Annotated in this window: 14 protein-coding genes; 5 read left to right on the top strand and 9 right to left on the bottom strand. The window is 65.4% G+C overall.

Annotated features, from left to right (window positions below; all coding sequences use genetic code 11):
• Positions 1-3: 3 nt before the first annotated feature.
• A complete protein-coding gene (locus CVN68_RS13705; RefSeq protein ID WP_100282698.1) occupies positions 4-870 on the bottom strand; it encodes an aldose 1-epimerase family protein in 867 nt (288 codons plus the stop codon).
• Between CVN68_RS13705 and CVN68_RS13700 the strand changes: the two genes are divergently transcribed.
• Positions 869-1,297 carry a DUF1801 domain-containing protein gene (locus CVN68_RS13700; RefSeq protein ID WP_233503353.1) on the top strand — a complete coding sequence of 143 codons (429 nt, stop codon included), beginning with the start codon at positions 869-871 and terminating at the stop codon, positions 1,295-1,297. The genes CVN68_RS13705 and CVN68_RS13700 overlap by 2 nt on opposite strands.
• A gap of 3 nt (positions 1,298-1,300) precedes the next feature.
• Here the strand turns inward: CVN68_RS13700 and CVN68_RS13695 are convergent, their stop codons facing one another.
• From CVN68_RS13695 to pheS, 4 genes are read right to left on the bottom strand one after another with little or no spacing between them, the layout of a single operon-like run.
• The gene (locus tag CVN68_RS13695; protein ID WP_100282697.1) at positions 1,301-2,044 is read right to left on the bottom strand and encodes an SDR family NAD(P)-dependent oxidoreductase; all 744 of its coding nucleotides are present in this window, start codon (positions 2,042-2,044) and stop codon (positions 1,301-1,303) included.
• 3 nt (positions 2,045-2,047) lie between these two features.
• Positions 2,048-2,458: a hypothetical protein gene (locus CVN68_RS13690; protein WP_100282696.1), complete on the bottom strand. Its 411-nt coding sequence runs from the start codon at positions 2,456-2,458 to the stop codon at positions 2,048-2,050.
• 4 nt (positions 2,459-2,462) lie between these two features.
• On the bottom strand, positions 2,463-4,829 hold the full coding sequence (gene pheT / locus CVN68_RS13685; protein WP_100282695.1) for a phenylalanine--tRNA ligase subunit beta: 2,367 nt from the start codon (positions 4,827-4,829) through the stop codon (positions 2,463-2,465).
• Positions 4,826-5,902, bottom strand: coding sequence for a phenylalanine--tRNA ligase subunit alpha (gene pheS / locus CVN68_RS13680; RefSeq protein WP_100282694.1), 1,077 nt, complete (start codon positions 5,900-5,902; stop codon positions 4,826-4,828). The genes pheT and pheS overlap by 4 nt, the downstream gene beginning before the upstream one ends.
• 159 nt (positions 5,903-6,061) lie before the next feature.
• On the opposite strand from pheS, the gene CVN68_RS13675 reads away from it, so the two are divergent.
• On the top strand, positions 6,062-6,895 hold the full coding sequence (locus CVN68_RS13675; protein ID WP_233503352.1) for a class I SAM-dependent methyltransferase: 834 nt from the start codon (positions 6,062-6,064) through the stop codon (positions 6,893-6,895).
• Positions 6,896-6,900: 5 nt separating this feature from the next.
• Here the strand turns inward: CVN68_RS13675 and CVN68_RS13670 are convergent, their stop codons facing one another.
• On the bottom strand, positions 6,901-7,518 hold the full coding sequence (locus CVN68_RS13670; RefSeq protein WP_100282692.1) for a LysE family translocator: 618 nt from the start codon (positions 7,516-7,518) through the stop codon (positions 6,901-6,903).
• 13 nt (positions 7,519-7,531) lie between these two features.
• Positions 7,532-8,944: a M20/M25/M40 family metallo-hydrolase gene (locus tag CVN68_RS13665; protein ID WP_100282691.1), complete on the bottom strand. Its 1,413-nt coding sequence runs from the start codon at positions 8,942-8,944 to the stop codon at positions 7,532-7,534.
• A 255-nt stretch (positions 8,945-9,199) separates the two neighbouring features.
• On the opposite strand from CVN68_RS13665, the gene CVN68_RS13660 reads away from it, so the two are divergent.
• Positions 9,200-9,910: a winged helix-turn-helix domain-containing protein gene (locus tag CVN68_RS13660; RefSeq protein ID WP_100282690.1), complete on the top strand. Its 711-nt coding sequence runs from the start codon at positions 9,200-9,202 to the stop codon at positions 9,908-9,910.
• A 3-nt stretch (positions 9,911-9,913) separates the two neighbouring features.
• Here CVN68_RS13660 and CVN68_RS13655 read toward each other — a convergent pair whose 3' ends face one another.
• The gene (locus CVN68_RS13655; RefSeq protein ID WP_100282689.1) at positions 9,914-10,219 is read right to left on the bottom strand and encodes a hypothetical protein; all 306 of its coding nucleotides are present in this window, start codon (positions 10,217-10,219) and stop codon (positions 9,914-9,916) included.
• Positions 10,220-10,315: 96 nt separating this feature from the next.
• Complete coding sequence (locus CVN68_RS13650; protein ID WP_233503351.1) at positions 10,316-10,729, bottom strand: hypothetical protein; 414 nt, start codon at positions 10,727-10,729, stop codon at positions 10,316-10,318.
• A 354-nt stretch (positions 10,730-11,083) separates the two neighbouring features.
• Between CVN68_RS13650 and CVN68_RS13645 the strand changes: the two genes are divergently transcribed.
• Positions 11,084-11,824 carry a hypothetical protein gene (locus CVN68_RS13645; RefSeq protein WP_233503350.1) on the top strand — a complete coding sequence of 247 codons (741 nt, stop codon included), beginning with the start codon at positions 11,084-11,086 and terminating at the stop codon, positions 11,822-11,824.
• Between the two features lie 225 nt (positions 11,825-12,049).
• Entirely contained in the window at positions 12,050-12,787 is a 738-nt protein-coding gene (locus CVN68_RS13640) for a hypothetical protein (protein ID WP_100282688.1), read from the top strand.
• Positions 12,788-12,873: the final 86 nt, after the last annotated feature.

Below are 12,873 nucleotides of genomic sequence, written 5' to 3'. Positions count from 1 at the left end.
GGCTTAGTCCGCCAGCGTCACCTGCATGCTGAAAATGCGCGCTTCGCCCGGAGCGAAACGCAGCATTCCCGGCTTGTCCCAGATCTCGCCGTCGAAGCCGACCGGATCGGCGATCCCATGCCACGGCTCGATGCACACGAAACGCGCGCCCGGCCTGGTCCAGATGCCGAGCTTGGGCATGCCGGCAAAGCCGATCTCGAGCCCCGGGCCGTCGCCGCCGTCAAAACGCAGCGATTGGCTCTCGAGGCTGTCCCACACCAGCGCGTCGCGCTCGAACAGTTCGTCGTCAAGCCCCAGCTCGCGCCCATCCAGGGGGCTCGGCCAGGTCTCGGGCGCGATCCAGCCCCCCTTGATGATCGCCGAGAGTGCGGCCGGCTCGTGCTTTTCGAAGACGAGGCGGTGATCGCAGCGCGGCCGGTCGAACGGCAGCGGCCAGGCGAAGGCGGGGTGGAAGCCAAAGCTGGCGGGCATGGCGCGATTGCCGGTGTTGGTGACGGTGATGTCCATCGCCAGCGTCGCCGCGGCCAAGGTGAAGGCCGCGTCGAGCGTGAAGGCGAAGGGATAGACCGTGCGGGTTTCGTCATTGTCGGACAGGCGAAACACCGCGCGGTCCTTCGTCTGTTCGATCAGCGCGAAATTCTGCCGCCGCGCAAAGCCATGCTGCGGCAGCGGATAGTCCTTGCCGTCGAAACGATATTTGTCGCCCACCAGCCGCCCCACGATCGGGAACAGTAATGGCGCGCGCCCGCTCCAGAATGCCGGATCGGCATCCGTCATCAACTCGCGGCCGTCGGCATCGCGCAGGCTCGAAAGCTCCGCCCCCAGCGGGTCGATCGCCGCCGTCAGCCTCTCCGATGCAATTTCAATCATGGCGTTCTCCGCGCTTCGTGCTCGTGCGATATGGCGGCGGCACTATGGGGGCAATCGCGATATGCATGTCGAAGTCGAAACCTTCCTCGCCGCACTCGCGCCCGACAAGCGCGCGCTGACCGATCGGCTGCGCGCCTTGATTCACGCCGCCGCGCCGGCGCTCGACGAGCATATCAAATGGAACGCGCCGAGCTTCGACGATCGCGTGACGCTCAACTACGCGCCCAAGGGCGGGATGCGGGTGATCCTCCACCGCGGCGCGAAGCCGCGCGACACCGCCGGCTTCGCGTTCGACGACGCTGCCGGGCTGGCCGCCTGGCCGTCCCCCGATCGCGGGGTGGTGACGATCCGCGACATGGCCGATCTCGACGCCAAAGCCGCGAGTCTGTCGGCGCTGATCGCGGCATGGATCGCCGCGGCGCGCTGAGCCTCAGCCCTCGCGGTGGACGAGGAAGGGCGACCAGGCCTGGTTGACCGGCATCAGCTCCAATGCATTGATGTTGAGGTGCGGCGGCTGTTCGGCGACCCACAGCATCGTCCTGGCGATGTCCTCGGCGGTCATCGGGTTTACCCCGGCATAAACCCTGTCCGAGGCCTCCTGGCTGCCGGTGCGCACCAGGCTGAATTCGGTCTCGACCATGCCCGGCTCGATCGAGCAGACGCGCACCCCGGTGCCGATCAGGTCCGAGCGCAGATTGAGGCTGAACTGACGGACGAACGCCTTGGTGGCGCCGTACACATTGCCGCCGGGATAGGGGTAGTTCGCTGCGACCGAAGCGAGGTTGATGATCGCGCCCTTGCGCGCGATCAGCCCGGGCAGCAATTTGTGGGTGATCGAGACGAGCGCGGTGATGTTGGTGTCGATCATCGTCGTCCAGTTGGACAGCGACGCGTTCTGCGCGGGCTCCAGCCCGAGCGCGAGCCCGGCATTGTTGATCAGCAGGTCGATCTCGGCGAACGGCGCCGGCAGCGCGTCGAGCGCCGCGTCGCGGGCGGCCTCGTCGCGCACGTCGAACCGCGCGGCGTGGAAACGCTCGCCCAGCGCGCTTGCCAGCGCCTCGAGCCGGTCGGCGCGCCGGCCCGTGCCGACGACATGCCAGCCCGAATCGACGAACGCGCGCGCGGCGGCCTCGCCGATGCCGGCAGTCACGCCGGTGATGAGTGCGGTGGGCATGGCTTAGATCTCCTCGATGCTGCGCGGTTCGCCGAGGTGCCAGCGCTCGCCGTCGAACCGGTCTTCGTAATCGCCGTACTGGACAAGGGTCCCGGCTGGCGCGCCAAGTTCGGGCATGTGCAGGCGGATCAGCGCGCGCGCGCCTTCGACATCGGTCGCGTCGACATCGAGGATGCACGAGACGATTTCGTCCTCGCCGTCCTCATCCTCGTCTTCGTCCACCCCGCGGTACAGCGTGCCGCCGCCGACGCTGCATCCGAGGCCTGCGAGCCGCAGTTCGGCGTCGATATGGATGCTGAAGCGATAATGGCGATCGAACGGGTCGAGGTCGCCGGGGACGACCACGATCATCGGCTCATAAACGTCCGGGTCCTCCATCTTCTCCTGAAGACCGTGGAGGAACCGTTCGATCACGCGATCAGCTCCGGAGGCTCGCGCCGAGCTTCGCAGCCGCGGCGACCACCTTGTCGGCCACGCCCTTGAGCTCGGCATCGGTGAAGCTCTTCTCGCCCGGCTGGAGGGTGACTTCGACCGCGAGGCTCTTCTGCCCCTCGGGGACGCCGGTGCCGGTGAAGATGTCAAATAACCGCGCATCGACGATCATTGCCTTGTCGGCGCCCTTCACCGTCCGGACGAGATCCCCCGCGGCCAGCTCGGCCGGCACGAGAAAGGCGAAGTCGCGCGTTACCGCCTGCAGCGCGGGCGGGGTGTAGGCCGGGCGCATGAAGCCGGTGCCGCGCCTGGCGGGCAATGCATCGAGATAGATTTCGACCGCGGCGACATCGCCGTCGAGGTCGAACGCCTTGAGCACCGACGGGTGGACCATGCCGAATGCGGCGAGCACGGTCTTGGGTCCCAGCCGCAGCGTCGCCGACTGGCCGGGGTGATAGACCTCGCCCGCCTCGCCCATCACTTGCAGATTGGCGACCGGCGCGCCGGCGGCTTCCAGCAACGCCAGCGCCTCTGCCTTGGCGTCGTACGCACCGAAGCGCTGCGCCTTGCCGCCCTGCCACCCGCGCGCCGAACGGTCGCCCGCCAGCACCACGCCGAGCGTCAGCCGCTCTCTGTCGGCGAGATAGCGGCGGCCGATCTCGAACAGCCGGATGCCGCTCGCGCCGCGCTTCACATTGCGCTCCGCCGCGGCGAGCAGGCCGGGCAGCAGCGAGGGGCGCATCACCTTCAAGTCTTCGCTGATCGGATTGGCGAGGCTCCACGCGCCGCCACCAAAGGGCGTCGCCTCCTTTTCGGAGATGAAGCTCCACGTCACCGCTTCGTTGAGCCCCCGCGCCGCGGCGGTGCGGCGCAGCTTGCGTTCGAGCTTCTGCTCGGGCGTCGCGGTGGGCCGGGCGACGCCGGGAATGCGATCGAGCGGTGTCGAGGGGACCTTGTCGATGCCTTCGATGCGGATGACTTCCTCGACGAGATCCGCGGGGCCGTCCACGTCGCGGCGCCAGCTCGGCACGGTCACGTTCCAGCTCGGGTCCACAAGGAAGCCGAGGCTTTCGAGGATCGCCTTCTGCCGGTCGGGCGGCACGACGAGGCCGCCCAGGGTCGCGGCGAGATCCGGATCGTAAAGCGTGCTGCGGGGTTCGGTCGGCGCCTGCCCGGCGCGCGTCACTTCGCTCGCGCTGCCGCCGCACAGGTCGACAACGTAGCGCGCCGCGATCGCGATGCCGTCTTCGAGGAACGCGGGGTCCACCCCGCGCTCGAAACGCGAGCGGGCGTCGCTGGTCAGGTTGAGCTTCTGGCCCGTCTTCGCGATATGATCGGGATCGAAGAACGCGCATTCGATCACCACGTCGGTGGTGGCCTCGGACACGCCGGTGTTCTCGCCGCCCATGATCCCGCCGATATCGTGCACGCCTTCTGCGTCGGCGATCACCGTCACGCTGTCGTCGAGCGTGTAGGTCTTCTCGTTGAGCGCGAGCACCTGTTCGCCCGCCCTGGCCTTGCGGACGACCAGCGCGCCCGAGAGCTTGGCCTTGTCATAGACGTGGAGCGGCCGGCCGAGATCGATCATCACATAATTGGTGATGTCGACCAATGCCGAGATCGGGCGCTGGCCGATCGCCTTCAGGCGGCGCTGCATCCAGTCGGGCGACGCGCCGTTGGTGACGCCGCTGACGGTCTGGCCGAAATAGGCCGGGCACCCCTCGGGCGCCTCGATCCGCACTTCGGGCCCGGCGCCGCTGGTCGGCACAGGATCGACCTTGAGCGGTTTGAGGGTCCCCAGCCCGGCAGCAGCGAGGTCGCGCGCGATGCCGCGCACGCCCATGCAGTCCTGCCGGTTGGGGGTGATCGCGACGTCGATCACGGCATCGTTTAGCCCGGCATAATCGGGGTAGGGCGTGCCGACCGGCGCGTCGGCGGGAAGCTCGATGATCCCGTCATGATCGTCGCCGAGCTCCAGCTCGCGCGTCGAGCACATCATCCCGTTCGATTCGACCCCGCGCACCGCGGCGACCTTGAGCACCATGCCGTTGGCCGGAACCACCGCACCCGGAAGCCCGAGTACGCCGACCAGCCCGGCACGCGCATTGGGCGCGCCACAGACAACTTGCAGCGGCGGGCCTTCGCCGGTGTCGACGGTCAGCACCTGGAGCTTGTCGGCCTGCGGGTGGCGTTCGGCGGTGAGCACCTTGGCCACGCGGAAGGCGGCTAGCTTCGCGCCCGGATTCTCGACGCCCTCGACCTCGAGACCGACGCGCGTCAGCGTCTCGACGACATCGTCGAGCGATGCGGTGGTGTCGAGATGCTCCTTGAGCCAGTTCAACGTGAACTTCATGCGCCCACTCCCGCGCTCAGCGTGGGCACGTCGAGCGCCGAGAAGCCGTAATGGCGCGCCCAGCGCAGGTCGCTCTCGAAGAAGGGGCGCAAGTCGTCCATTCCGTATTTGAGCATCGCCAGCCGATCGACGCCGACGCCGAAGGCGAATCCCTGCCATTCGTCCGGATCGAGATTGCACGCCTCGATCACTTTGCGGTGGACCATCCCGCTGCCGAGCAGCTCCATCCAGCCGTCACTGCCCCCCAGCACGCGTTTGCCGTTCTGAATCGTGAAGCCGACGTCCACCTCGGCCGACGGCTCGGTGAAGGGGAAATAGCTGGGGCGCAAACGCAGGACGATATCATCGCGCTCGAAGAACGCCTTGAGCAGCGTCTCCAGCGTCCATTTGAGGTGGCCGAGCGTAATCCCCTTGTCGATCACCAGGCCTTCGATCTGGTGGAACATCGGGGTGTGCGTCGCATCCCAGTCGGAGCGGTAGACGCGGCCCGGCGCGATGATCCGGATCGGCGGCTTCTGCGCCATCATCGTGCGGATCTGCACCGGGCTGGTGTGCGTGCGCAGCACCATCTTCGGCTCGTGCTCACCGGCGAGGTAGAAGGTATCGTGCATCGCCCGCGCCGGATGGCTCTCGGGGATGTTGAGCGCCGTGAAATTATGCCAGTCGTCCTCGATCTCTGGCCCGGTCGCGACCGCGAAGCCGAGATCGGCGAAGATCTCCGCCAGCTCGTCCATCACCTGGCTGACCGGGTGCACGCTGCCCGGCGGCACGCCTTCGACCGGGAGGGTCATGTCGAGCGTCTCGCTCGCCAGCCGGGCGTCGAGCGCCAGCCGCTCGAGCACGGCCTTGCGTTCGACGAGCGCCGCGGTCACCGCCTCACGAAGGCCGTGGATGCGCGGGCCCTGCTCCTGTCGCTCCTCGGGGCTCATTCCGCCCAAGGTCTTGAGCAGCCCGGTGATCGCGCCCTGCTTGCCGAGCGCGTGGACGCGGACGGCCTCGACTGCGTCGAGCCCGGTCGCGGCCTGGATCGAGGCGAGCAGATCGTCGCGCAATTGTTCGAGATCGGGTGTCATGGATTTCCGTTCACTGTGCGAAGAGGCCCGAACCCCAGAGTGTGGGCGAGGTCAACCCTTCGGTGCAAGATTCGCCCCCCGGGGCGGGCCATCGCGAACATGGGGCGCCGCGACGCAGCCCGCTTCCCACCGATCGGCGATCATGAAACCATCGTCTGCATGTTGATGCAGGTACGACTCGAAACCGTCGATTGCCCCTGCTGCGAAAGCAAGGGTCATCGGCACTGGGCATCCGAAAACGGCTATGACGCTGTCAAATGCACCCGTTGCGGCACGGTCTATATCCGCGAGCGTCCGCGCCGTGAGGATATCTCGGCCGCCGCGCGCGACGGCGTCCACCCGACCGAGGACGGCGTGCTCGACCAGAGATTGCACCGCCAAGGCTGGAAGGTGCCCTTCTATGCGGGCATCGTCCGCCGCTTCTTCGAGGGCGAGAAGGGACTGCGCTGGCTCGACGTCGGCGCGGGCAATGGCGAGTTCGTCGAGGCGGTTCAGCGGGCGCTACCCGATGCCGAGGCCATGGGCATCGATCCGATGAAAGTGAAGGTCGCGTGCGCGCAGAAGCGCAGCGTGCCGATCACGGCCCAGACGTTGGAGGAAGTGACCGGCAGCTATGACGTGATCTCGATCATCAACGTCTTCTCGCACATCCCCGACTTCCAGCATTTCGGCAGGCTGATCCGCGCACGCCTCAAACCCGGCGGCTCGCTGTTCATCGAGACCGGCAATGGCGGCGACCTGCCTTCGCGCGCCGATTATCCGGGCGAGCTGCTGCTGCCCGACCATCTGGTCTTCTCAGGGATAGAGCAGATGAAGCAGACGCTGGGCAGGCTGGGCTTCGGGCGGGTCGAACATTTCAGCCGGCGCACCGATCACCCTCTCTGGGCTGCCAAGCAGATGGTGAAAGGCGCGCTCAAGGGGAGGCCAAGAGTGTTCATCCCGTGGACGCGCAAGTTTCGCACCATATTCTACCGGGCGTATCTCGACGGCTGAACGGCCTAGACCCGGCTGCCGAGCAGTGCGCCGCCGAAGCCGATGAACATCACGCCCGTCGCGCGGTTGAACAGCTTCTGGCGATTGGCCGGCGCCAGCCACCCGGCGAGCGAGCGCCCGCCCAGCGCATAGACGCCGTACCAGCAAGCTTCGATGACCACGAAGCTGACGACCAATATGCCAAGCTGGAGCCAGAACGGCCGGTTCATGTCGATGAACTGCGGAAAGAGCGCTGCGGCGAAGATGATTAATTTGGGGTTGGAGAGACCGGTGGCTAGCCCTGTTCCATAGAGCGCGCGCGCCGAGCGCAGGGTATGCGGGTCGTTGGCCGCGGCGCCCACCGGCGCGCGCCACGCCTTGATCCCCAGCCAGACCAGATAGGCGACGCCGGCATAGCGCAGCACGTCGTACAAAGCCGGCGACGCCTTGAGCAGCGCGCCGAGGCCCCCTGCGGAGGCGAGCAGGCAGAGCAGGACGGCGCTCATCAGCCCCGCCATCGCGAACAAAGCGCGGCGCGGGCCGTGATGGATGCTCTGCACCATCACGTGGAGCATGTTGGGCCCCGGAGTGCCCGAGATCAGGAACACCGCAGTGACGTAAAGCCACCAGGTCTGCATCGCCATCGTTTCACCCTTCTCAGGCGGTCGCCGCCTCCGGTTGTTCGGCATTGGCCATCGCGCCGAGTTCGTCGAGGATCCGCACCCACGAGCGGATGCCCTTGTGGAAGCTGTTGAGGTCGTATTTCTCGTTGGGCGAGTGGATATTATCGTCGTTGAGCGCAAAGCCGACCATCACGCTGTCCATGCCCAGAATCGATCGGATCGAATTGACCACCGGGATCGAGCCGCCGCTGGCGAGCAGCGCCGACTTGCCCCATTCGGCATCGAGCGCGGCGCGCGTGGCGGCGAGCGGCGGGCTGTCGCTCGCGAGACTGATCGCGCGCGATCCGCCGCGGACGTTGAATTCGGCGGTGCAGTCGCCCGGCAGGCGGGCGCGGACATGGTCCTCGAAGGCGTTCCAGACCTGATCTGGATCCTGATCGCCGACGAGCCGGAAGCTGACCTTGGCATGCGCTTCGGCAGGGATGACGGTCTTGAAGCCTTCGCCGGTATAGCCGCCCCAGATACCGTTGATCTCGGCAGTGGGGCGCGCCCAGCTCTGCTCGAGCACGCCGACGCCCGTCTCGCCAGCGGGAACGCTGAGCCCAACATCGCCGAGGAACGCGCGCGAATCGAAGCCGAGCGCGTCCCAGCTCGCCTGGACGTCGGCGTTCAGCGGGTGGACGCCGTCGTAAAAGCCCAGGAGCGTGACGCGGCCGTCTTTGTCCTTGAGGTCGGCGAGAATGTTGGTCAGCACCTGGATCGGATTGCGCGCCGGGCCACCATAGAGGCCGGAATGCAAATCGCGCGAGGGACCGCGGACGGTGACCTGGCCGCCGGCCATGCCGCGCAGGCCAATGGTGAGGCCGGGGGTCGCAGTGTCCCACATCGAGGTGTCGCAGATCAGCGCGAAATCGGCGCGGAGCTCGTCGGCATATTCGTGGAGGAACGGCTCGAGGCTCTCCGAGCCCGATTCCTCTTCGCCTTCGAACAATATGGTGACGCGAACCGGGAGCTTGCCGGCAGTCTCCTTCCACGCGCGGCAGGCCTCGACGAAGGTCCGCAATTGGCCCTTGTCGTCCGAGGCGCCGCGGCCGACGATTGCCTTCGTACCGTCGGCACGCGTCTCCAGCACCGGATCGAACGGATCGCGCTTCCACAATTCGAGCGGATCGACCGGCTGGACGTCGTAATGCCCGTAGAACAGGACGTGCGGACCCTCGCCGTCATGATGCGCGACTACCATCGGGTGTCCCGGCGTCGGCGCGACGCGCGCAGCGAAGCCGAGCGCGGTCAGTTCGTCGGTCAGCTGCTGCGCGGCGACGCGGCACTGCTCGGCATAAGCCGGATCGGTGGAGATCGACGGCACGCGCATCAGCGCGAACAGGCGATCGAGGCTGTCGTCGAGATGGCTCTCGACATAAGCGAGCGCAGTTGCGGAGTCGGTCATGGCCGAGCGCTAGCTCCGCATAGCCAGCGGGGCAAGAGAGCGGCGAGGCCCCCCCTCGAGCTGGAATGCATCAATCTTCAATAAATCATTACCGAAAATTAACCAATTATTAAACTATTAAGTATAGTTTAGTATTTCCAACGTACTGGTTTCACACTTGCGTCCGTTACCAGAATGGCGGAATGTGTCTTATAAGAAACGATCGCTTGTCGGCGTTGTTATCTTCAGACGGATAGTGGCTTACAGTGACTCAAAATGCGTCAGACCCGCCTCAAGTGGCGCATATCGATTTTGTTCGGCAGGGCATGGCCGTCGACAAGTCGGCCGCACATCTCGTCCATAACTTCAGGCTTAGTCTCCGTGCCGGCCGGTAGCGAATCGCTCGCCCGGCTCCTGCGCGACTGCGAGGCGCGTCTCATCGAGAGCAGGCGCAGCGTTGACGATGCGCTCGACCTGGTCAGGCGTGCATCGGAACTGGCACAAGGGGCGTCGCCGACGGGGGAGGGGCCCGCACTGCAAGCGGTGCTCGATTCGCATCGGGACGAGTTGGTCGGCCTGGTCCTCTCGGCGCTCGAGCAGGGCGGCAGGTCTCGCGAGACGCGAACCGACTATCTCAACGCGCTCGTTTATCGAGAAGAGGAAAACCAATACCGCGTCGGTCGCCGGCAGGTCGGCCTGACCGAATCGGAGAAGCGGGTGCTCGACTTGCTCTGGCAGGCGATGCCGCAGCCAGTCTCACGCCCGAACATCCATCGGGCGCTCTACGCTGACGGCGAGCAGGCGACGATCGGAACGATCGACGTGTTCGTCTCCAATCTTCGTCAGAAGCTCAAGCTTGCCAGCGGCGGCCGCGACTTCATCCAGTCGGTTCGCGGTCAGGGCTGGGCGCTCAAGCCCGATTACTGCCGTAGCCGTCCGCCCCAGAGTGAAAGTGCCAACGCCGAGGCGGGTCGCCAGCGCGCCTGAACCTCAGGCCTTGCCGCCCCGTACCAGCTTGAGCTGAAAGCGCGGGCGAGAACCGCTGCGATGCGCCTGATCCAACCCTTCGGCATAATCGCGAATACGCGCCCCCAGCGCGGCTGCCACGGCCGGATGGCGCTGGAGGGGGCTCGCCGCAATGTCGCCGAGCGCGTGCAGGCGTCGGGCCGCGGCGTCGGTTTCGAGCAGGCCCAGATTGACCAAGTCTACATAGATGGACGAGGCGAGCAGCGCCTGTGCCTCGATCAGCGTTTCGACGATCTCGGCGAGATCTTCGGAATGAACGGGCGTTTCCATGGCCGCAGACTAAAAGCCCTTCCGGAAACCGCGCAACGGATTCCGGAAGGGCAACAGGTTCAATCCGGGACAGTCGGGCGCGACGCCCGACGATCTTCAGGCTTCGAGATTGAATTCGAGACGATCGGTGTCGAAACCGGCGGCGCCGGGCTCCGCGAAGATCTCGCGATCGCGGATGCGCGGACCGGCGGTGCGGCCGATCACTGCGCGGCCCGAGCCGTCGAGCACGACGCGCTCCTCGCCGACGGCGACCACAGCGCCCTTCATCGAGCCGGGCGCATAGTTGACCACCAGCGCGTAACCACCGGGCGCGTTGCAATATTCGCGCAGCTCGCCGAGCCGATAGCCGGCACCCGCCGCGCTGATCGCGCTCTGATGGCTGACGGCGCAGATGACGGGGACGGTAAGCCGCAGGTTGAACGTGCCCGACGCAGTGGATTCGGCGCCTGCTGCGGATCCGCACAACAGCAGGATCACCGCAGAGAATTTGGGGAGAGAGCTGATCGGCATCGTTATATCCGTTGCTGGCTGATCAGCCCTGATCGCATCTCCCGTTGAAAATATGATTGATACGCAGGGTTAATGATCTAAGAATAGATCAACGCAGGGGCAAAGAGGCCGTTTCAGAATGGTCCGCGATCTGCGGTGAAGCGTGAAAACGACTCGACGGGACGCCGAGTCGCAACAGGCGGATGGGCCCTGGCAGGACCCAACGGCCTGCTTGCGGCCGCCGTCCTATAAAAATATATAAGGCACAACTCGCTGGAAATATTCCAGAAAAGTCCGGATGTGCGCTTCCGGGACGCCTTAACCACTTAATTAGATCGACTTCTTGCCCGTTCAAATCTTATTAAAGATTGAACGATGGACGGGGAGTTGAGGGTTATGTGCTCCGGGGGGAGCCGCCCGCGCCATCCGCAAACCGGTAGCCTGCGTGCCTTGGGTGGCGCGCAGACGACCGATTTCGTGGGTGCAGCGGCGGATTATAGGGTTGGTGTAGCGTCGCAGGACGCGCAACGGGCAGCCATTTCATCCAGCTTTGCAGGCAGACTCTTCGGCTCGGCGCGTGTGTGCTTCGCCAGTGCAGCTGTCGGCGCCGCGCTCATTCTGGGCGTGGCCGCATCACCTGCCTCCGCGCAGGATATCTCCAACGTCAAGTCGATGGACATCGCGGTGCAGGGCAGCATTGCCCAGCGCTGCCAGATGGGCACGATCCCGACCGCCGATTTCGGTGAGCTGACGCGCGCCGGAAGGTTTGCCGCCGCGAAGGTCGCGCTCGACTGCAACTTGCCGTTCACGATGCTGATCAAGGCCCAGAACGGCGCACTCGTACATTCCGAAATGCCGCACGGTCAGGGTCCCTATGCCGGCTCGGTGCCCTACAGCCTCGATGTCGAGCTGCCGGTGCGGCGGCCGGCCACCGAGATGATCTCCAAGGTTTTCGAGGGGCGTTCGCTCGTCGGCGGCCAGGAGATCTCCAGCGCTGGCGGCATCGCCATGGACGGGCTGCTGTTGCGGCTCAGTCTCGGCAGCGTCTCGAGCGAGGCGGGGTTGCTCGCCGGTCAGTATGGCGAGGTGATCGAGATCACCATCGCGCCAAACTAAAGAACATAGAACAATAACCCGAAGTAATGGGTCGCATCTGATCGATAAATGGCGCTCCAAATATCGATCATCACTAGATCATTGTTGTTCCTTTGATGAAACAATGGTGGTTAACGCAAACTAAATAATTGTTGAATGTTTGCGAATACTTGTTAAACATCAACCGTCGGTGATCGACTCGACAATAACGTCGGGGGCACCGAATCCAGAAGTGGGGATTTGCACATGAAGAAGCTTCTTTCGGCAGCCGCTCTCGCGCTGCTCTCGACCGCCGGCGTTGCACAGGCCGACGACATTGCGTTCTCGGGTCAGACCCCGGGCGTGTTCGGTGGCACCAGCAACCATTCGTCGCTCCTCGGCTATGCCGTTGGCGTGGTCCTGAGCGGCGGCGTCGGCTACAACCAGTTCGGCCTGAACGCCGGCAACACGCAGACCGCGTCGCCGACCGTCACCAACACCTGGCTGATCAAGGGCACCGTCACCAAGGATTGCTCCTATTATGGCGGCAGCAGCACGGCGCACACGCTCGACTTCGGCACGATCGGCGTCAACACCAACTCGAACACCAACGTGAACAGCGCGTTCGACATGGTTTCGCCGGCAACTGCCGTCGTCAACTCGACCACTGCAGGCTGCAACTTCAACAACACCGTGACGCTCTCGAAGCAGAACGGCGCGCAGGGCCTGCTGAACGGCGCAGCCGGCGGCTATGACTCGAACGAGTTCCAGGCGAACATCCCCTATTCGGTGGCTGCTTCGTTCCAGGGCACGACCAACACCTCGGCCGGCGCTGCTGGCAGCCCGCAGACCGTGACCGCCGCCACCGGCGACGCGTCGAAGGTCTGGACCGGCGGTGCATGGCGTTCGGACATGACGCTGACGATCAACGCTCCGACCCCGGGCAAGGCCCTGGTCGCCGGCAACTACCAGGACACGCTGACTGTCGAGCTCAAGGCTCTCTGATCCAGCTGGTCCGGCAGTAATGCCGACTTAAGGAAGGGGGAGGAGACAATCCTCCCCCTTTCGAGTATTGCGTAAGAATGCGCCCG

This window comes from Sphingomonas psychrotolerans (genome assembly GCF_002796605.1).
In the GTDB taxonomy this organism is placed as follows: Bacteria; Pseudomonadota; Alphaproteobacteria; order Sphingomonadales; family Sphingomonadaceae; genus Sphingomonas; species Sphingomonas psychrotolerans.
The sequence above is the reverse complement of the archived record's forward strand: the minus strand, read 5'-3'. Positions and strand labels throughout refer to the sequence as shown.